At 63.7% G+C, this 19,799-nt stretch carries 16 protein-coding genes; 6 read left to right on the top strand and 10 right to left on the bottom strand.

What is annotated here, in order from left to right; genetic code table 11:
* Window positions 1-63: 63 nt before the first annotated feature.
* From ACSKT0_RS20805 to ACSKT0_RS20790, 4 genes are all read right to left on the bottom strand, one after another.
* Window positions 64-1,881: an ABC transporter ATP-binding protein gene (locus ACSKT0_RS20805; RefSeq protein WP_437771419.1), complete on the bottom strand. Its 1,818-nt coding sequence runs from the start codon at window positions 1,879-1,881 to the stop codon at window positions 64-66.
* Window positions 1,878-3,707, bottom strand: a complete 1,830-nt coding sequence (locus ACSKT0_RS20800) for an ABC transporter ATP-binding protein (RefSeq protein WP_437771418.1) — start codon at window positions 3,705-3,707, stop codon at window positions 1,878-1,880. The genes ACSKT0_RS20805 and ACSKT0_RS20800 overlap by 4 nt, the downstream gene beginning before the upstream one ends.
* 181 nt (window positions 3,708-3,888) lie before the next feature.
* Window positions 3,889-4,851 (bottom strand): metallophosphoesterase, encoded by a 963-nt coding sequence (locus ACSKT0_RS20795; RefSeq protein WP_437771417.1) that lies wholly within the window; start codon window positions 4,849-4,851, stop codon window positions 3,889-3,891.
* Window positions 4,844-7,165 (bottom strand): transglycosylase domain-containing protein, encoded by a 2,322-nt coding sequence (locus ACSKT0_RS20790; RefSeq protein WP_437771416.1) that lies wholly within the window; start codon window positions 7,163-7,165, stop codon window positions 4,844-4,846. The genes ACSKT0_RS20795 and ACSKT0_RS20790 overlap by 8 nt, the downstream gene beginning before the upstream one ends.
* On the opposite strand from ACSKT0_RS20790, the gene ACSKT0_RS20785 reads away from it, so the two are divergent.
* The 3 genes from ACSKT0_RS20785 to ACSKT0_RS20775 are packed head-to-tail and all read left to right on the top strand — an operon-like array spanning window position 7,164 to window position 8,787.
* Window positions 7,164-7,319, top strand: coding sequence for a DUF4177 domain-containing protein (locus ACSKT0_RS20785; protein WP_009359196.1), 156 nt, complete (start codon window positions 7,164-7,166; stop codon window positions 7,317-7,319). The two genes, ACSKT0_RS20790 and ACSKT0_RS20785, sit on opposite strands and share 2 nt — an antisense overlap.
* 2 nt (window positions 7,320-7,321) lie before the next feature.
* On the top strand, window positions 7,322-7,858 hold the full coding sequence (locus ACSKT0_RS20780) for a RidA family protein (protein ID WP_236812779.1): 537 nt from the start codon (window positions 7,322-7,324) through the stop codon (window positions 7,856-7,858).
* Between the two features lie 17 nt (window positions 7,859-7,875).
* Window positions 7,876-8,787, top strand: coding sequence for an NUDIX hydrolase (locus tag ACSKT0_RS20775; protein ID WP_437771415.1), 912 nt, complete (start codon window positions 7,876-7,878; stop codon window positions 8,785-8,787).
* A gap of 86 nt (window positions 8,788-8,873) precedes the next feature.
* Here the strand turns inward: ACSKT0_RS20775 and ACSKT0_RS20770 are convergent, their stop codons facing one another.
* The gene (locus ACSKT0_RS20770) at window positions 8,874-9,551 is read right to left on the bottom strand and encodes a Crp/Fnr family transcriptional regulator (protein ID WP_011775987.1); all 678 of its coding nucleotides are present in this window, start codon (window positions 9,549-9,551) and stop codon (window positions 8,874-8,876) included.
* Between the two features lie 247 nt (window positions 9,552-9,798).
* Here ACSKT0_RS20770 and ACSKT0_RS20765 point away from each other — a divergent pair, with 247 nt between their 5' ends.
* Window positions 9,799-10,983, top strand: a complete 1,185-nt coding sequence (locus ACSKT0_RS20765) for a MarP family serine protease (protein WP_437771414.1) — start codon at window positions 9,799-9,801, stop codon at window positions 10,981-10,983.
* A gap of 19 nt (window positions 10,984-11,002) precedes the next feature.
* Here the strand turns inward: ACSKT0_RS20765 and aroQ are convergent, their stop codons facing one another.
* The 5 genes from aroQ to ACSKT0_RS20740 all read right to left on the bottom strand — a co-directional run bounded on the left by aroQ (window position 11,003) and on the right by ACSKT0_RS20740 (window position 17,264).
* Window positions 11,003-11,467, bottom strand: a complete 465-nt coding sequence (gene aroQ, locus ACSKT0_RS20760; RefSeq protein ID WP_059389485.1) for a type II 3-dehydroquinate dehydratase — start codon at window positions 11,465-11,467, stop codon at window positions 11,003-11,005.
* A 116-nt stretch (window positions 11,468-11,583) separates the two neighbouring features.
* Window positions 11,584-13,773, bottom strand: coding sequence for an alpha-galactosidase (locus ACSKT0_RS20755; RefSeq protein WP_437771413.1), 2,190 nt, complete (start codon window positions 13,771-13,773; stop codon window positions 11,584-11,586).
* A gap of 168 nt (window positions 13,774-13,941) precedes the next feature.
* Complete coding sequence (locus ACSKT0_RS20750; RefSeq protein WP_437771412.1) at window positions 13,942-15,294, bottom strand: ABC transporter substrate-binding protein; 1,353 nt, start codon at window positions 15,292-15,294, stop codon at window positions 13,942-13,944.
* A gap of 74 nt (window positions 15,295-15,368) precedes the next feature.
* On the bottom strand, window positions 15,369-16,283 hold the full coding sequence (locus tag ACSKT0_RS20745) for a carbohydrate ABC transporter permease (protein ID WP_437771411.1): 915 nt from the start codon (window positions 16,281-16,283) through the stop codon (window positions 15,369-15,371).
* A gap of 9 nt (window positions 16,284-16,292) precedes the next feature.
* Window positions 16,293-17,264 carry a carbohydrate ABC transporter permease gene (locus tag ACSKT0_RS20740; RefSeq protein WP_437771410.1) on the bottom strand — a complete coding sequence of 324 codons (972 nt, stop codon included), beginning with the start codon at window positions 17,262-17,264 and terminating at the stop codon, window positions 16,293-16,295.
* A 227-nt stretch (window positions 17,265-17,491) separates the two neighbouring features.
* Between ACSKT0_RS20740 and ACSKT0_RS20735 the strand changes: the two genes are divergently transcribed.
* Window positions 17,492-18,694, top strand: a complete 1,203-nt coding sequence (locus ACSKT0_RS20735; RefSeq protein ID WP_437771409.1) for a Gfo/Idh/MocA family protein — start codon at window positions 17,492-17,494, stop codon at window positions 18,692-18,694.
* A 13-nt stretch (window positions 18,695-18,707) separates the two neighbouring features.
* On the top strand, window positions 18,708-19,727 hold the full coding sequence (locus ACSKT0_RS20730; RefSeq protein WP_437771408.1) for a LacI family DNA-binding transcriptional regulator: 1,020 nt from the start codon (window positions 18,708-18,710) through the stop codon (window positions 19,725-19,727).
* The last annotated feature ends 72 nt before the right edge of the window (window positions 19,728-19,799 follow it).

The following is a 19,799-nucleotide window of genomic DNA, read 5'->3' as shown; positions in this document are numbered from 1 at the left end:
CAAGAATAGCCGATCACTCCCCGGATGCGAAATCGAAGGAAGCCGCCCCCGGGAACAACAACCTCAGACCAGCGAGTCCTTCCAGGCGCCGTGTAAGCGGGCGAAGCGTCCTCCTCCGCCGATGAGTTCGGCAGGCGTGCCGTCTTCGACGATGCGCCCCTCGTGCACCACCAGTACCCGGTCTGCGGTCTCCACAGTAGAGAGCCGGTGGGCGATGATGATGGCGGTCCGCTCGGAGTCCGTTCCGGACAACAGCCTGCCGAGGCCGGCCTGCACCAGCCGTTCGGAGGGGATATCAAGCGAAGATGTCGCTTCGTCCAGGATGAGTACTGCCGGGGCCGCGATGAATGCCCGGGCAAAGCCGATCAGCTGCCGTTGCCCGGCGGAGACACGGCCGCCGCGTTTGTTGACGTCCGTGTCGTAGCCGTCAGGCAAGGCGGAGATGAAGTCGTGCGCACCGACGGCCTTCGCAGCTTCTTCGATCTCCGCGCGGGTAGCTTCAGGCCGCCCCAAGGCGATGTTGTCCGCTACGGAGCCGCTAAAGAGGAAGGCTTCCTGGGTGACCATCACGACGGCGCGGCGCAGGTCCGCCGTCGAGAGCTCCCGGAGGTCGACGCCGTCGAGGGTCAATGAGCCTTCGGTGACGTCGTAGAAGCGGGCGATCAGCTTGGCGAAGGTCGATTTGCCGGCACCGGTCTGTCCGACGAGCGCTATGGTCTGTCCCGCGGGAATGTGAAGGTCCAGTTTGGGGACCACTACCTTTCCGTTCCCGTAGCCGAACTCGACGCCACGGAAGTCGATTTCTCCGCGGGCATGGGGCAAGGGCACAGGGTTCTTGGGTGGCCGGACCGTCGGGACTTCTTCGAGCAGGCCGGACACCTTCTCGAGCGCGGCCTGGGCGCTCTGGAAGGAGTTGTAGAACATGGCCATCTGGTCCACGGGCTGGAAGAAGCGCTTCGTTGAAAGGATCAGTGCAAGGAGCACACCCACCGCCAGGTCTCCGGAGAGCACCCGGAAGCCGCCGAAGAGCAGGACCACTGCCACGCACACGTTGCCGATGAGGACCAGGCCCGGTTGGAAGACACCGTTGAGGTTGATGGAGCGGACTGTGACTTTGCGGTAGTCTTCGGAGAGTTCGGCATACCGCTGCGCGTTCTCCGGCTCCTTGCGGAATGCCTTGATGGCCCGGATGCCGGTCATGGTTTCCACGAAGTGGACAATCAGCCTCGCGGATGCCACCCGTGATTCGCGGAAGGCGATCTGAGAGTGCTTCTGGTACCAGCGGGCCAGGAAGTACGCGGGCACGCCCGTGGCGAGCATGAGCAGACCGCTGCGCCAGTCGAGGGCAAACACGGTAAATGCCGTGAAAAGCATGAACAGGATCCCGGATGCCAGCGAGCTGACACCCGAATCGAGGAGTTCTCTCAGCGCCTCAAGGTCCGAGGTCTGGCGCGCGATGATCCGGCCGGAGGTGTACTTCTCGTGGAACTCCAAGCTGAGCCGTTGAGTGTGCCGGAAGACCCGCAGCCGCAGGTCCAGAAGCATGGATTGGCTCAGCTTTGCCGTGGAAGTGACGTAGAGGGCCGTCAAAATCGCCGTGGCGACGGCCGCGGTCAGATACAGGACGCCGGCCTGGACCACCGGCATGTTGTTCCCGGCGAGCAGCGAGGGCAGTGCGTGGTCGATGCCGAAAGCGATGATCGCCGGTCCGGCTACCCGGGTGGCCTGCGAGAGCACCACCATTACCAGCGTCAGCCAGAACCGCAACCGCACCGGGCGGATGAGTGACCCCAGTAAGGCGACCGACCGCCGTCGTACTGCTTTGCTGTCGCTGCGGCTCAGGTGTGCGTTGTCTTCATTGGCGGTTCCGAACGTGCTCATCGGCGGCCCTCCCCGGCTTGGTCCATGTGCTGTTCCGAATCCAGCTCGTGTTCCAGCTCGTCGAGTTCGAGGTCGAGGTCCTTCGGACCGGAGTCGAGGCTTGCGATCACGTAGCGGTAGTGGGCGTTGTTGGCCAACAGTTCCGTATGGGTCCCGACGGCGGTGATGCTTCCGTTTTCGAGCAGCGCCACCCGGTCGGCCAGGGCAACGGTAGAGGGTCTGTGTGCGACGATGAGCGTGGTGGTGTCCCGGAGGACTTCGCGGAGCCTGGCTTCGACGAGTTCCTCCGTGTTCACGTCCAGGGCCGATAGCGGATCATCCAACACGAGGACCTTGGGCTTGGCTGCGATAGCCCGGGCGAGCGCGATCCGCTGCCGCTGGCCGCCGGAAAGACTCAGCCCTTCCTCGCCGATGAGGGTCCCGACGCCGTCCGGCAGCGAATACGCGAAGTGCGCCTGCGCGACGTCGAGCGCTTCCTCGAGCGCGTCCTCGGACGTGTCCGGCGCGCCGAGCAGCACGTTGTCCCGGACCGAGCTGGAAAACAGGGTGGTGTCCTCGAAGGCGACCGCTACGACGGTCCTCAGCTGCTCGACGCTAAAGTCGCGGACATCCACGCCGTCAATGGTCACGGATCCTTCGGTGACGTCATAGAGCCGGGGGACCAGCTGGAGCAAGGCGCTCTTTCCGCTGCCCGTAATGCCCACGAGGGCCATGGTTTCGCCGGACCTGATGTCCAGGGTGATGTCGTTCAGGAGCCGGGCGCCGTCGTCGAAACCGAAAGCGGCGCCCTTGAAGCTCAAAGCCCCGCGCAGTTCCTTGGGTGTTCTGGGGTTCGCCGGACTGGTGATGGTGTTGGGCGTGTCCATGACCTCGAAGTGGCGGTCGAGCGCGGTCTTGGCGGTCAATGCCATGGCCAGGAGGGTCCCCGAGAATTCCACCGGTGCTGCCACAACCGCCGCGGTGCCGAAGAACGCGACCAGGGAACCGATGCTTAGCTGGCCCGTGGAGACGAGCAGGACGCCCGCCACGAGCCCGACGCCGAGCGCCAGCTCGGGCAGCAGCGTCACAACGAGGGTGAAGGTGGCTTGGTGCTTGGCCTTGGCGATCTCGGTCTGCCTCAGCTCCTCAGCCTGCTCGTTGAAGTTCTCCAGCGCTTCGCGGCTGCGACCGAAGGCCTTGAGCACGCGGATGCCGTGAACGGACTCCTCCACCGTGGTGGCGAGATCGCCTGCCTGGTCCTGGCTCAGCCGGGTCACGAGGCTGAAGCGGCGGCGGAAACGGAAGGAATAGATCATGATGGGCACCGCGGCGGCCAGGAAGATCAACGCCAGCTGCCAGCTCATTGCGAACATCACCGCGACGCCAATCACCACGGTCAAGGTGGTCACCACCAGCATGATCGCGCCGAAGGCCATCCAACGCCGCAGGAAGTTCAAGTCCGTCATCGCGCGGGACAAGAGCTGCCCTGAACCCCAACGGTCATGGAAGGAAACGGTGAGGTCCTGCAGATGCCCGTAGAGGGACACCCGCATCCTCGATTCCACGGTGGTCGCGGGATTGATGACGAACTGGCGCCGCAGCGCCACAAGCCCGGCTTCTGCGATGCCGAGTGCCAGAACCACGACGGCGGCAACCCAGACAGCGTTGGTAGGGCCGCCAGGGTGGAGGGAGCCGTTGATCAAAACCCGCAGCACCTGCGGGATGGCAAGCGCCATGATGCTGGCCAGCAGAGCGCTGACCAGCCCCATGAAAAGCCGGGGGAGGATCGGCTTAACGTGCGGATAGAGACGTTTGGCGGAGGTGAAGAATGAAGTCTGTTTGGCCATGCCCGCTTCTCAACAGCTTTGTCCCCGGCGTACCGCGCCTGTCCGGCGCGATGCACGGAGGTAGTTTCCTATAGCAACTACCCTATGCCATCGTGTAACAGGATTCACAGCGCCATTGCGTTCCGTGATACGAGGTATTCGGAACCGCCCCTCGCCAGGACATGCTCGGTGGTGGGGCTGGCTATTGGCGTGCCGTCAGGGTCAGCAGAACGGCTTCCGGCCTGCACGCGATCCGGACCGGGGCGAAGCGTGAGGTGCCGATGCCGCCCGAGACGTTGACCGGCGTCGTGCGTCCGTTGTTTTCCCAGTCATGCAGCCCTTTGGCACGCCAGGTGGGTAGATCGCAATTGGCAACCAAAGCACCGTAACCGGGGATGCAGATCTGGCCGCCGTGGGTGTGTCCGGCGAGGATGAGGTCCGCGGAGTCGTTCGTGAAATGGTCCAGGACCCGTTGGTAGGGGGCGTGGATGACGGCTACGCGCAGGTGTGGGCGGGAGTCCTGTCCGACGGTGCCGCGCGGCCAGCCGGTGTAGCGTTCACGATTCAGGTGGGGATCGTCCACTCCGGAGAAATCGAAGCGGATTCCGTTGATGGGCAAGGACTGGTTCCTGTTGGTGAGGTCGATCCAGCCCGACATCCCGAATCCCGAACGCAGGCGCGGCCAATCGAGCTCGACTGGATTGTTCTTGACGCGCGACGGGCCGAGGAAATACGTGGCCGGGTTCTTGAACCGCGGGGCGTAATAGTCGTTGGAGCCCGGGACGAAGACGCCCGGGAACTTCAACAGGGGCCGCAATGCATCCAAGAGCGGAACGACGGCGTGGGGGTGGCTGAGATTGTCGCCCGTGTTCACCACGAGGTCAGGTTCAAGGGCCGCGAGCGAACGCAGCCATTCGGCCTTTTTGCGTTGGCTTGGTACGAAATGAATGTCGCTTATGTGCAGCACCCGGAGGGGAGCCGAGCCTTCGGGCAGGATGGGAACGGTCTCCTCCCGGAGCACGAACTGGTTCTTTTCCCAGAGGCCGTAAGCGAGGCCGGCAACGCCCGCAGTTGCGCCCGCACCTGCAGCTACGGCAAAGCCGCGTCCGATGCTTCGGACGCGGCTTGCCAGCGATTCCATGGCGGGCTTGGAGCCGTTAGCCATTCTTGTTTCCGTTGCCATTTCCATTGCCGCTCGGTTGAGTGCTCGGAATTGTGGTGCCCGGGATGGTGTTGCTCGGCGTCGAAGGCTTGTACCCTGGCGGATCGAGCAGGTTCGACGGCGGTGCCGGGAACGGGTTGGTTCCATAAGTGGGAGCAACCTGGGACATGTAGTTGGAGAACTGCGGGCCGGCGATCATGTAACCGTCGATGCTGGGATAGAACTTCCCGTTCACGGTGATATTACGGCCGAAGCGGGTTTGGCCACCCAGCGGATCGCCGAACCAGCTGGCCGTCGCGAGGCCGGAAGTGTAGCCCACAACCCAGGTGGAGCCGTTGCTGTCATTGGTTCCGGTTTTGGCCGCGATCGGGAAACTGGTCTTTGTGGAAATCCTGGGCTGGATCAGCGAACCGGAACCCTGGTTAAGCACCTCTTGCATGGCGTAAGCAACACCGTGGGCAACCTCCGGAGAGACTGCGTCGCGGCAGTTCGGGGACTGGGCGGGAAGCTTTGCGCCTGTCTGGTCCGTCACGGAAGTGACAGCGATGGGCTCGCAGTATTTGCCGTTGTTGGCGAACGTTGCCATGGCACTAGCCATAGTGAGCGGCGCGGTCTGCGTTGAACCGATCAGGTTACCCAGCGTCGTCATGGGAACCTTCGGATTGGCATCCGTGACCGCCCCGGACTTGTCGCGTGCAGGGTTTCCCCCGTGGATGCCCACGGCGTCGACGATCTTCTGGATGCCGCAAAGGTCCAGTTGCGATGCAGAGGCGAACGTCGCGGTGTTGATCGAGTTCATCAGACCGTAAAGGACCGTCATGGAGCGGTAGTGGGTGTCATCGGAGTTCTGGAGGTCGTAACTCCCTGTGACATTGGCGTCGTAGAAGCCATTTTCGGGGGTTGGGCAGGTGTTCCGCCAAGGGAAATTCTGCGGATACTTGCGGACCGTCGCATTGATGGTGGTGTTCATCGATTTGCCTTCATTGAGCCATTCGGCAAATGTGAAGGGCTTCATGGTAGAGCCGGGCTGGAATCCGCCCAAACCGTTAAGGTCGTTACCCTGTGGATCGACCACATCCACATTGAAATTTTGCGTCTGGTCGAACTTCCCCGGTGCGGGCAGCCACACGGTGTTCTGGGCCATGGAAACGATCTTTCCGCTGCCAGGCTGGACCGAGACGATCGTTGCGCCCCACTTATCCGGGTTGGCCCCCGTAGTGGCATCAACCTGGCTTTGGGCAACGCTCTGGGCTTTGGGATCGAGCGTGGTCTGGATAGTCAGGCCACCTCGTGCGACGCGGTTGGCGCGCTCGACCGGGGTGGCGCCGTACGCCGGGTTGTTCAGGAGCAAGTGAAGTACGTAGTCACAGAAATACGGGGCCGTAGCGGCATATGCGCAGCCTTGGCGAGGCTGGGTGACCTTGGTGGTCACCGGCGTCGCGATGGCGGCGTCATAGTCAGCCTTCTTGATCTTTCCCTGGTCCAGCATGAGGCCGAGCACCAGGTCGCGACGCTGTTTCGCGTGGTCCGGGTTCGTCACCGGGTCGTAGTAGGACGGGCTGTTGACCACGCCGGCCAGCAATGCGGCTTGCGGCAAGGTGAGGTCCTTGGCGCTGGTGCTGAAGAACAGCCTCGAGGCGGCCTCGATACCGTAAGCGTCCTTATTGAAGAAGACGATGTTGAGGTAACCCTCAAGGATCTGCTGCTTGGAGAACTTCTTCTCCAGCGCGATGGCCAGCTTCATTTCGCGGAGTTTGTCGCCGACGCCCTTGTTGACGCCGTTGAGCTTGACGTCGGAAGCCTTGTCCTGCGAAACGAGGGACTCGTTGATGACGTTGTTCACGTACTGCTGGGTGATGGTGGAGGCACCCTGCTGCTTTCCGCGCGCTGTGCTGACGATGGCACGCATGATGCCGGTGGCATCGATGCCGCCGTGCTCATAGAAACGGCTGTCCTCAACCGAGACGATCGCGTCCTTGATAAAGGGACTCATCTGGTCGAGCGAGACCCGCGTGCGGTTCTCGGAGTAGATGGAGGCGATCTGGCTGCCATCCGCGGCCAGGATGGTGGTCGCCTGGCTGGGCGGGTTCACCTGAAGTTCCGCGGGCAGCGTGTCAAAGAACTGAATGGACCCACTCGCCGCACTGCCTGAAACGGCGGCCGCGGGAACGAGCAAGCCCGCCACAAGGACACCACAAATAGCGCTCACACCGAGGAATCCGAGGATCTTTCCAAGAGTGGTGGCAGTGTCGAATAGAGGGTTCCTACGAGTCACCATGTTCACCACTTTACCGGCAAGGGCTAGTCTTTCTTTCATGACCAAATGGGAGTACGCGACGATTCCGCTCATCATTCACGCCACAAAGCAGATTCTGGACCAGTGGGGAGAGGACGGCTGGGAGCTCGTCCAGGTTGTCCCCGGACCCGACGGAAACGGACTTGTTGCATACTTGAAGAGGGAGAAGCAGTAACTATGACAACCCCCGCAGAAGCCACCGTTGGCGCGGATTCCACAGCTCCGGCATCCGCCGTCGAGCAGCGCCTTGCCGAACTGGGACTGACCCTGCCGGCTGTCGCAGCTCCGGTGGCCGCGTATGTTCCGGCCATCGTCTCCGGCAACCACGTCTACACCTCCGGACAGCTGCCCTTCATTAACGGCAAACTCGAAGCTACGGGCAAAGTCTCCAGCGGTGAAGAGGGCCTTTCGGAAGAGCCCACAGTGTCTCCGGAAGACGCGCAGATGTATGCAGCCGTCTGTGCCGTCAATGCCTTGGCTGCCGTCAAGAGCGTCATCGGGGACCTCGATCGCATCACGCGCATCGTAAAGGTCGTCGGCTTCGTGGCTTCCGATGCCTCCTTCACCGGCCAGCCCGGTGTAATTAATGGTGCATCCGAGCTCCTCGGGCGTGTCTTCGGCGACAAAGGGCAGCACGCGCGTTCCGCCGTCGGCGTTGCAGTCCTTCCGCTCGACTCTCCCGTCGAGGTCGAGTTGATCGCTGAATTCAGCTAAGGAACCGGTTCACTCAATTGCCACAACTAGCCCGACGCCTGTTTGCGTTACCCCCTGAACTAGAAGGGGCTGCACGGAATTGGCTTGAGCTCGGCGAACGGGCCCCCCGCGCCGCGCGTTTTGCATCATCTGTTGTCCTGCTCCGCGATTCGCCTACCGGCCTGGAGACGTGGATGGGTTACCGTCCCGGTTCCTCGCCGCTGGGCGTTGTCGCGTTTCCCGGCGGATCGCTGGAGCCCACCGACGAGGACGCCCTCGGCTGGCTGGGCCCCTCGCCTCAGCATTGGGCTGAGACGCTAGGGACCGCCGACGTCGGACTTGCCCGCCGCCACGTGGTGGGCGCCATCCGCGAACTGTTCGAGGAAACCGGCGTGCTTCTGGCCGGCCCTGACCTGTCCTCCACAGTGGAGGCGACATCCACTCCCGAGTGGATGAAGGCCCGCGAGGCCGTAGCAGCGCAGGACAAGTCCTTCACGGATGTCCTGGCCAAGCGCGGCCTGTCGCTGCGGACGGACCTGCTCAAGCCGCTCGTCAACTGGCTCAGCCCGGACTTCGCACACCGTCGCTTCAACACCCGCTACTTCGCGGCAACCCTACCGGTTAACCAACAGCCCTCGCTGCTGGCCAGCAAGGGTGTCTGGGGGCGTTGGGTGTGCGTTTCCAAACTTATGGCCGATCGCGAAACCACTGCGCTTGGGGACGAAATCGGCCAGGAAAACACGGTTGGCTTGCCACTGGGCCAATTGCTGGTGCCGGGCTCGGAGATCATCCTCGAAAAGATGGCCGCTGCCCAAGGCTGCATTGCGTACCTCAGCTACAAGCGGAAGCCACACATGTACCAGCCGCGGCTCGTCGAAGAGGATGGCGCACTCATGCTCGAAGTCGAAGCTGCTCGGACGGTTTCAGGGGAGCCGCAGCGGGAGCGCTGACGACACCCAAATCCGCAGGCGACAAGAAAAATGCCTGGCGACTCCGGAATTCCGGTGTCGCCAGGCATTTTCTGTGTCGCTAGAAATTACCGGGAGCGCTGGCGGAGGCGCTGCATGTCCAGGATGACTACTGCGCGGGCCTCCAGGCGGAGCCAACCGCGCTGAACGAACTCGGCAAGGGCCTTGTTGACCGTCTCGCGGGAGGCTCCGACCAGCTGGGCCAGCTCTTCCTGCGTGAGTTCGTGGGCCACCAGCACGCCGTCGGTCGCGGGCCGGCCGAAGCGGTCCGCGAGGTCCAGCAGGGCCTTGGCGACACGGCCCGGGACGTCCGAGAACACGAGGTCGGACAGGGAATCGTTGGTGCGGCGCAGGCGGCGGGCAAGGGCCTGCAGCAATTGTGCCGACACCTCGGGCCGAGTGCGCAGCAGGGCGTTGAGGCTTTCGTTCTTCAGGCCTGCCAGTCGGGTCTCGGAAACGGCCGTGGCCGTCGCGGTGCGCGGGCTGGGGTCGAACAGGGCCATCTCGCCGAAGAGCTCGCCCGGGCCGAGGATCGCCAAGAGGGATTCGCGGCCGTCCGGAGAGGTGCGGCCGAGCTTAACCTTGCCGGACACGATGAAGTAGAGCTGGTCACCCTGATCGCCCTCGCGGAAAACGGACGCTCCGCGAGAAAGGTCCACCTCTGTGAGTTCGTCCGTCAGCAGACGGAAAGCGTCGTCGTCAAGGGTGGCGAAGAGGGGTGCGCGGCGCAATACCTCGATATCCATGAAATCTCCTGAGTAAAAGTTCGGCTGGGGCGCTTCAGCCATTGTTTCAGAATTTTGTCGCCTCTGTGACGTACTTGGCAGCCGAAACGCCCTAAATCACGCGGAAGAGCCCCAAATCCGCGCCTCAATCGACCGGGAATGCCCTGCTGGGCGGCGGCTGCGCGATCTGGACGGCAGCTTGCTTCCAAAGGGAAGCTGTCAGTCTGTGCAACTACAATTGGGGCTTACTCGGCTGTGAGGAGCTTTGGTGTTCGGCTTGACCATATTGGACCTGGCGTTGATTTTGACGCTTCTCTCCTACCTGATCTACGGACTGCGCAACGGCTTCTTCGTGACGCTCGGAGGAATCGCAGGCTTCGCAGTTGGAGCCGCGGCTGCCTTTATCGCGGTCCCGCTCGTCGGCGACTGGGTGAAGGACAGTGGCTGGAGGCTGACCGCCATTATCGGCTCGGCCGTGGTGCTCATTGTCCTTGGGCACGGGCTCGGTACCTGGATCGGCCAGAGAGTCCGCAAAGCGGTGCGCATCCAGCCCTTGCACGCCCTTGACCGCGTGCTGGGTGGTTTCGTTAGCTTGGTAGTCGCCGCTTTGGTCATGTCCATGTTGGCGTTCAGCATCGGCTCTCTGGGTGTGCCCTTCGTTTCGCAGCAGCTCGCCGATTCCAAGGTGATCCGCTTCATCGACACCATGACGCCCACGCCCGTCAAGGCCAGCGTGGCGCAACTGCGTTCCACGGTCATGGGCAACGGCATTCCGCAGCTCATCGAGGGCATCGGCCCGGTGGCTCCTGTGCCCGTTCCGAACACCAGCACGGACACCCCCGCACTCAACAATGCGGCCCAATCCGTGCTGAAGATTGCCGGTACCGCCTACCAATGCGGCCAAAACCAGACGGGTTCCGGCTTCGTGGTTTCCCCCGGCCGCGTGGTGACCAACGCGCACGTCGTGGCGGGCGTGTCGCAGCCTGTAGTTGAAATCCCCGACGGCGGTGCGTTGCCTGGTCGAGTGGTCTACTTCGACAGCCAACGCGACCTGGCCGTGGTCGCCGTCGACGGTCTCCCGACGGCGCCGCTCCAATTGAGCGCCGACCTTCCGGCCGGTTCGCCGGCGGCCTTCGCAGGCTACCCCCACGGTGGTCCGTTCCAGTCCAAGCCGGCCGCGGTGGAGGGCATCTCGACCCTGCTGGTCCCGGACATTTATGGCAACAACCCGTCCCCGGAACAGGTCTACAAGCTCGCCGGAGACGTGCAGCCGGGCAACTCGGGCGGTCCGCTGCTGACGACCCAGGGGCAGGTTGCCGGCGTGGTCTTCGCCAAGACCACTTCGGACGTGGCAGTCGGCTATGCCCTCACCATGGACGAGCTCTCGCCAGTGGCCAAGCAAGCACCATCCCTGAGCGATGCGGTGTCGTCGGGCCAGTGCACCAAAAAGTAGCCCTGCTCCGTCCGAGGATCTAGACCGCGGTGGCGAGGTAGTCGATAGCCAGCTTGTAGCCCTGGACTCCTGCGCCCACGATCACTGCGGAGCACACCGGAGACAGGTAGGAGTGGTGCCGGAATTCCTCGCGCTGGTGCACATTGGTGATGTGGACCTCGACAGCGGGAAGCTGCACTGCTGCAAGGGCGTCCCGCAGTGCCACGGAAGTGTGTGTGTAGGCACCAGCGTTGATGACAATCCCGACGGCGGTTCCGCGGGCTCCGTGTATGGCGTCCAGGAGGTCGCCCTCATGGTTGGACTGGACGCAGTCCACTGTGAAGCCGTTGGCCTCGGCGGCTGCCATGGCGAGCTGTTCGACGTCGGCCAACGTGGAAGTGCCGTACTTTTCCGGCTCACGCGTGCCCAGCAGGTTCAGGTTGGGGCCATTGAGGACGAGGATGGTGCCGCGACCGGCTTCGGTGGCGGTGGGAGCTTCAGTCATGACTCCCAATCTATCGGTGCGCCGAGCCGGTCCGGCGTTTCTTACGCTGCCCGGCTGCGCCGCGGCGCCGGACAGCGTAAGAAACACCCCACAGCGTAAGAAACGCCAAACAGCAGCTACACCGCGGTGCAGCTGAGCAGCAGCGCGTGCTCCGGGTTCAGGACCGGCATCGGAAGCCCCACCTCTGTGAGGAATCGGCCGCTCGCCTGGGCCCCGGATGGCAACCATGCCGGCGGCTGCACCTGGGTGAACGTGCGGGCATAGTCGGCATCGCCGGGGGCCGGGAAAATGGCTTGCACCCTGTAGGAACGCTCGGGGTCGAGGCCCGGAATAGCCAGCCGTCCGGGTTGTTCCGCGAACGACGTCCGGGTGCTGACGACGGCGAACAAACCGGCGTCGGCGTCGTCGGACACTACGCCGTGCAGCATCAGCGAGTCGTCCGGGACGTCCGCGCGAACCATCCGCCCGCTGTGGATGAGCCCGCGGTGGTCCTTGTAGAGGCCGATGAAGCGCTTGAGTTCCTCGCGTTCGGCGCCCTGCACCTGGCGGACGTCCCATTCCATGCCGAAATGCCCGAACATCGCAGTGATGGCGCGGAAGGAGAGATCGTGCGTGCGGGCCGTGGTGTGTGAGGTGGTGGGTCCGATGTGCCCGCCGACCAGTTCCGGTGGAACCACGACGCCGGTCCAGCGCTGGATGGTCTGCCTCTCGAGGGCGTCGTTGCAGTCCGATCCCCAGATACGATCGGTCCGCTCAAGGATGCCGAGGTCCACCCGGGCCCCGCCGGAAGAGCAGCTTTCGATCTCGACACCGGGGTGGGCCTTGCGGAGCTCGTCGAAGAGCCGGTAGGCCGCAAGGGTCTGCGCATGCACGGATGCCCGGCCTGCATGGCCATGCTCGCTGAGGTCCCGGTTCTGGTCCCATTTGAGATACTTGATGTTGTTTTCCCCAAGCAGGGCGTCGATCCGTTCGAACACGTACTGCCAGGCCGCGGGGTTGACGAGGTCGATGATGTGCTGGTGGCGCCATTCCAGGGGGAGGCGGCCGCCGTTCTTGTGGGAGAGCGCAGCGGGGCCCACGATCCAGTCGGGGTGCGCCCGGGCAACATCCGAATCCAGGTTGACCATCTCCGGCTCCACCCAGAGCCCGAATTCCATGCCGTGGGAGTTCACGGCCTCGATGAGCGGTGTCAGGCCGGCGGGCCAAAGGGTTTCGTCGACGTACCAATCGCCCAGGCCGGCGTGGTCGTCACGGCGCCCGCGGAACCAGCCGTCGTCGAGCACGAAGCGCTCAACGCCCAGTTCCGCAGCGGACTCCGCGAGCTCGATCAGGGTGTCCAGCTTGTGGTCGAAGTACACGGCCTCCCAGGTGTTCAGGACCACCGGGCGGGGCTTGCCGGCGGGGAGCCCCGTGGAAGCCGCGGGCAGGACGTGGTGCGGGCGGGACCGGAACCAGCTGTAGAAGGCTTCGCTGATGCCGTCCAGGCCGCGGTCCGAGTAGGCGGCAAACAGTGCCGGCGTGGTGTAGCCCTCGCCGGGCTGGAGCACCACTTCGGCCGGGCCCAGGAGCTCGGAGCCGCCGATCATGGTACGGCCATCGGCCACGGTGTCGGCGAATTGTTCGTGGTTGCCGCTCCAGGCCAGGTGGGTGGCCCAGACCTTCCCGTGGCGATTGCCGAATCCGGCGGTACCCGCCGCGAAAAGCAGCGAGGAATCGTGCCCCGTGCGCCCGTGGCGTCCCGTCCGCACCCAGGTCCCTTGCTGGACGGCCCTGCGCTGTGGGTGACGTTCGCGGCACCAGCGCCCGGTGAGGTCGAGGAGTTCGACGGCGTCCGGCCCCACCGGGAGGACGGTGGCCAGTTCGTCGAGCTGGAAGGGGGACGTGCCGTCGTTGACGGCAGTGTGGCGCAGCTCGAGGAGGCCGCCGGGGTGAAGGGTGAGGGTGGACGTCACGGTGATTCCGGCGTCGGGATCCTTCTGGACAATCGCTGCAGAGGCGACCGCGGAATTGCCGTCAGCCTGCACATCCATTACGCGAAGCCGGAGCGAAAAGTCCAGTCCCGGGACGCCGTCGGCGATTCGCTGGCCGCGGAGGCCCGGGCGGCCCTGCCAGGCGGAGGAGCCTTGGGGGAGGAGCGCCGCCGGTACGTTGGCGTCGACGGCGGAGTGCGGGATGGGTTCGCCCAGGATGGCGAGGTCCGGGAGGGCGCTGCCGAGATCGGCACCCCAGTGGATGACCTCGGCCTCTCCGTTATCGAAGCTGACCACCAGGCTTGTGCCGGCGGAACGGAGGTGGAGCGGGTCCATGTGCTGGTTCCCTTTCAGAGAGTGGGGGAGTGCGTTACGAGGGAGTGGAGAGTCCGGGCGCCGCCGTCAAAGGAGTGAAGCGGCGGCGCCCGGACCGGTTTGGCGGGGCTGCGGCGTTGCTGATCAGGATAGCGGGAGCCCTGCCGTTGAAGGGCTCCCGCCGAGGGACTATTTCGAGAAGAGGGCGTTGACCTGGTCGTTGGCAGCCGTGAGGGAGCTTGCCGGTGCCTTGCCCGCGATAACGGCGTCCATGGCCGGCTTCATGATGCCCGATACCTTGGCGGCGTTGTCGGTAATAGGGAGCAGGAAGGTGGACTTGTCCTTCACGTGCTGGGTGAAGGCGGAGACGTCAATGCCCTTTGCCGTGAAGGCGGCGGCGGCCTTGTCGGTGGAGGTCTTGATTGCCGGGAAGACAACGGCCTTGGATGCTACGACGTCCTGGCAGGCCGAGGAGCCGAGGTACTCTACCCACTTGATGGAGGCGTCCTTCTTCTTGGTCCCGGCCCAGATGGAGTCGGCCAAGCCGTTGAACATTGAGGCGTTCTTGCCGTCGACGCCCTTCGGGGTGGGGGCGATGCCCAGGTCGATGCCCTTATAGCCGCTGTATTGGCCGATCATCCAGTCGCCGTTAGCGTTGATGGCGGCCTTGCCGGCGCCGAAGGCGTCAGGTGCGTTGGCCCCAACTGTGGTCTCAAGTTTGGGCATGTAGCCCTTTTGGGCCAGTGAAGCCCACCAGGCGATGGTGTCCTGGACGCGCTTGTCATCGTAGTTGAAGTGCGAGCCCCAGGGGGTCTTGTCCGTGGCGCTCCAGCCCGTGGTGGCTGAGAGGAAGCTCCACTGGGTCTGTCCGGCGTTTTCGGCGTCGGACCCGGGCAGCCCAAGCCCGAACACCGCGACGTTGTTCTTGTCGAAACCGGGCTCGTCGCCGCGCTTGCCGTTCTTGTCAACGGTGAGGTGCGCGATCGCCTTCTCGTAGCTTCCGCCGTCCTGCGGGTTCCAGCTCAGCGAGGCCATCTGCTCGGGCGAGAGGCCGGCGTCGGCTGCCATCTTCTTGTTGTAGAAGAGGCCAACGGTGTCCCAGTCCTTCGGAAGGCCGTAGCGCTTGCCGTCTTGGCCCACCCAGAGGTCCGCGAGTCCAGCGTTGTACTGGGCGAGGTCCACCTTGTCCTTGGACACCGCGTCATCGAGTGCGACGAGCTGTTTGGTCTTGATGAATTCCGGGTACTTGGAAAGGTGGTCGGTGAAGACATCGGGGGCGGTTCCAGAGGCCATCCCGTTGGTGATCTTGCCCCAGTAGTCATCCCAGCCCGTCTGGGTGATCTTGACGGTGACGTCCGGGTTGGCCTTGTGGAAGTCATCTGCGCACTGCTGGTAGGCGGGAAGCTGGTTCGCGTCCCAGAGCCAATAGCTGACCTCGCCCTTGGCAGAGTCGGCGCTGCTGCCTCCTCCGCTCCCGCAGGCGGAGAGGGCGAGCGTGGCCACAGCGGCCGCGGCGACGGCGCCGAGTAGTTTCTTTTTCATGGTAGGACCTTTCGGGTGGGGAGGGTTGGGCGCACGGCATAAGCCGGCCCGTTGGGGACGTGATGGTGGAGGGACTACTTGGTGCCGCTGAAGCCGATCGAGTTGACGATCTTCTTGCCGAAGATCGCGAACAGGATGAGGACGGGAAGGGCGGAGATGAGGGTTGCGGCCATAAGGCCGGACCAATCGGGGGCGCCCTGCGGGGACTGGGATTTGAAGACGCCCAGTCCCACCGTGAGCACCCGCGATTCCTCGGAGGTCCCGACCAGGAGCGGCCAGAAGTATTCGTTCCACTGGCCCATGAAGGTGAGCAGGGCGAGGGTCGCGATGGGGGCGGCCGCGTTGGGCATGACGATCTGGAAGAAGATCCGCCAGTGCTTCGCGCCGTCGAGCATTGCGGCTTCCTCCACCTCGCGGGACATGTTGAGGAAGAACTGGCGCATGAAGAAGATCGCGAACGGGGTCATGAACAGGTAGGGCAGGACCAATCCGAGCATCGAGTTGAGCAGGCCCAGGTTTTTCACGAGGAGGAAGTTCGGCAGGGCCGTGAAGATCGGTGGGACCAGCATGGTGCCGAGGAAAAGCGTGAAGACGCCGTCGCGGCCCTTCCAACGCAGCCGGGCGAAGGCGTAGGCCGCCATTGAACTGAAGAACACGGCACCCGCGGTGGTGATGCTCGAGAAGAGCAGGGAGTTCAACAGGTATTGCCAAAAGTTGATGGAGGCACCGGAGCCGCCCTCGGCGATGGCTTCGGAGGCGGTCTGGAGGCCGAAGACGCGCTTGAAAGCACCAAGGTTGAAATCGGCGGGGAGGAGGCTTGCCGAGTTGGCGGCAAGCGATCCGTTGGTGGAGAAGGCCGTGCGCAGAACCCAATAGAACGGCAGCACGCTCACTGCAATGGCGATGGAAAGCAGCACCCAGGCGCTTGCGCGGCGCCAGTTGAACGGACGACGGTGGGTGCCTGCCTTGAGGGAGGAAACGGTGGTCATGTTGTGTCCTTAGTCCAGGTCCGACTGGTTGCCGCGAAGGAACTTCATCTGGATGAAGGCCACGATCGCGAGGATGAGGAAGAGGATCACGGCGAGGGCCGAGCCATAGCCGAAGTCTTGCTCGTTGAAGGCGCGCTGGTAGATGTAGTACTGCAACACGCGGGTTGCGTTGACGGGGCCGCCCTGGGTGGTGACGGCAACGGTGTCAAAGACCTGGAACGAGCCGATGACGGTCACCACGAGCACCAGGGCGAGAACGGGACGTAGCAGCGGGAGGGTGATCCGCCAGAAGGTGCTGACCGCCTTGGACCCGTCAATGCTGGCTGCTTCGTACACCGTGTTGGGGATGGCTTGCAGGCCTGCGAAAAGTAGAAGCGCGGTGTAACCCATATGCCGCCAGGTGTTGATGAGCGCCTGCGTGGGGATAGCCCATTGCTCGCTGCCGAAGAAGGCCACGCGGGGCAAGCCGAACCACTCGATGAACTGGTTCACGATGCCGATTTGGTAGTCGAGCATCCAGAACCACAGGAGCGCGGCAATGACGTTCGCCATGAGATACGGAAGCAGGAGTGCCCCGCGGATGAGGGTTGACTTGGCGACCCGGTGCATGAGGATTGCGAGTCCGAGGGCCAGGAGCGTCTGGAGCACGATGTTGATGACGACGTATTCCGACGTGACCCCAAGGGCGTTCCAGAAGAGCGGGTCTTTCGCGATCTGTTGGTAGTTCTTGACGCCGATCCATTCCGGGTCTCCGAGGATGCTGTACTCGGTGAAGCTCAGGTAGATGCCGCGGATGGTCGGCACCAGGTAGAAGAACACGAAGCCGACCATCGCCGGGGCGATGAAGAGCAGTGCGATCTTGAGATCCCCGATGCCGCGGAAGCCTGCAGCGGGCTTTCCCCTTTTTCGTGATTTCGGTGATTTCCGCGAGCGGCCGGCACCGGAGAGCTCCGGATCAGGATGTTTGGTGAGCGTGGTCATCTTCGACCCTTCCCTGACTGTGATATGGGTTACAACTGATGGAAATCTACACGAGTAGATCTGAAGGGGTCAAGTTATCTTGTGAACTTTTGTTCGATTATTTTGGATTTATTGCTTTTTGTTGACTCGAGTAGATCCCAGTGATTCACTGGCCTGAGTCCTCGTCGAGCCTCTCCCGGCGCGGCGAGGGCACTCTGAAGCCACCCACACGAATCGAAGGGCTAACAATGACGTTTTCAATGGGAGTAGTAGGCCTCGGCCAGTTCGGCGGCCAATTTGCCCACCTCTTCAAGCTCCACCCCGGGGTTTCCGCGGTCTACGCAGTGGACGAGCTCCCTGAACGCGCGTCCAAAGCTGTTGAACAGCTGGGGCTCGACGGCACTATGGGCAGTTTCGACGAGTTGCTGGCCTCCGACGTCGACGCCGTCGCTATCTTCACGCAGCGCTGGACGCACGGGCCGCTGGTGATCAAGGCACTGCGCGCCGGGAAGCACGTCTATTCGGCCGTTCCCATGGCAATCACCGAGGACCAGATCGCCGGAATCATCGACGCCGTGCGTGAAACCAAGCTTGTCTATGCCATGGGAGAGACCAGCTTCTACAACCCCGCCACCGTCTATGCCCGCAAGCAGCACGCCGCCGGCAAGTTCGGCCGCATCTTCTACACCGAAGGCGACTACGTCCACGACATGGACCTGGGCTTCTACGAGGCCTACCAGTACAGCGGCGGCGAAAACTGGAAAGCAACTGCAAGCTACCCGCCCATGCTGTACCCGACCCACGCCATCGGAGGCGTGCTGGGCGCCATACCGGGCCACGCCGTGAGCGTGAGCTGCATCGGCGTCAAGGACGACCGTGGCGACGGCGTCTTCGACAAGGAAGTCAGCATGTTCGACAATGACTTCTCCAACGCCACTGCGCTGTTCGAAATGAACGACGGCGGCGTGATGCGCACCAACGAGATGCGCCGCGTCGGCTACCCCTCGCACATCCGGGAATCGCGCTTCCGCTTCTTCGGCACGGAGGCAAGCTTTGAACAGCTGGCCACCACCACGCTGTGGCAGGACAAAAAGGGAGTACTCGACGTCTCGGACCAGGTGGAGACGAAGCCCAGCATGTCGCCCGATGACCCCTCGTTGGCGGACGTCGCACCCGAACTTCGCGGTGCGTTCATCTCCGGCCTCGCTCCTGTGCACGACGCCGGCCGGCTCCCGGTTGAATTCGAGGGAGCCCCCACCGGGCACGAAGGAAGCCACCAGTTCCTGGTGGACGACTTCGTCACGGCCGTGAACAAAGGAAGCCTTCCCCCGGTCAACGCCTGGGTGGCGGCGCGCTTCACGCTTCCCGGCGTCGTGGCGCACGAGTCCGCCCTCCGCGGCGGCGAGCGGCTTCCCATTCGCGATTTCGGCGATGCTCCCGAGGCTTTGTAGCTAGCATGATCCAATGACAACTTCGGCAGTGCACACCCCGCGCGGACCGGTGACGCGCAAAGACGTGGCCCGGTACGCCGGGGTGAGCACCGCCGTCGTGAGCTATGTGGTGAACGGCGGCCCCAAGAAGGTGGCGCCGGCAACGGAAGCGAAGGTCCAGGAGGCCATCCGGATCCTGGGGTACCGGCCGAATGCCGCCGCGCGTGCGCTCAAAATGGGGTCCAACCAAACCCTCGGCCTCGTGATTCCCGACTCCAGCAACCCGTTCTGGGCGCTGCTGGGACACGCGGTGGAAGTGGCTGCCGCCGAGCGCGGATATGCCCTGCTGTTGACAAATTCCGACAACAACCTGGACTCCGAACGCCGCCACATTCGCAACCTCGCTGACCGGCAGGTTGATGGAGTGGTCCTGGCCAGCGTCATGTTCGAACCCGATCTATTGGAGCTTTTCGGCACGGAAATCCGATCGGTCCTGCTGAACCATGCCTCGGTGGCCCCTGGTTTCAACAGCGTGGGCGTGGACCTTGAAGCCGGCGCCCGCCTGGCCGTGCAACATTTGATCGGCCACGGACACACCAACATCGGACTCGCCATGGGCATCACGGCCGACAACGAGGCTGACGGGCGCGAGGAGGGTTGGCGGCGGGCACTGGAAGCTGCCGGACTCCCGGTTGGGCCGCTCGCCCGCGGTGGGTTCGACCGCCCCGGGGGCTATGCTGCCGGACAACGCCTCCTGGCCGCGGAAAACCGCCCGACGGCGATCTTCGCCAGCTCCGATATGCAGGCAATCGGACTCCTCCGGGCAATCCGCGAGGCTGGCTTGTCCGTTCCGGACGATATCGCCGTGGCGTCCTTCGACGGTTCGATCGAGGCCGAATACAGCTGGCCGGCCCTGACCACGGTGGAGCAGCCCGTGTGGGAGATGGCAGAGGCCGCAGTGTCCGCGCTGGTGGGCGGGAACCGGAACGAACCTCCGCAGCACAGGGTCTTCCCCACGCAGCTCCGCATCCGGCAATCGTGCGGGTGCCCCTAGCGCGTTCCCAGCCCAACTAGCTCGCATTTGTTGTCGTTCTGAGGGCTCATAACGACAACAAATGCGAGCTAG

The organism is Arthrobacter sp. KNU40 (assembly GCF_051515115.1).
In the GTDB taxonomy this organism is placed as follows: domain Bacteria; phylum Actinomycetota; class Actinomycetes; order Actinomycetales; family Micrococcaceae; genus Arthrobacter.
Note: the sequence above shows the minus strand (reverse complement) of the source record. Positions and strands in the feature narration are given on the sequence as shown.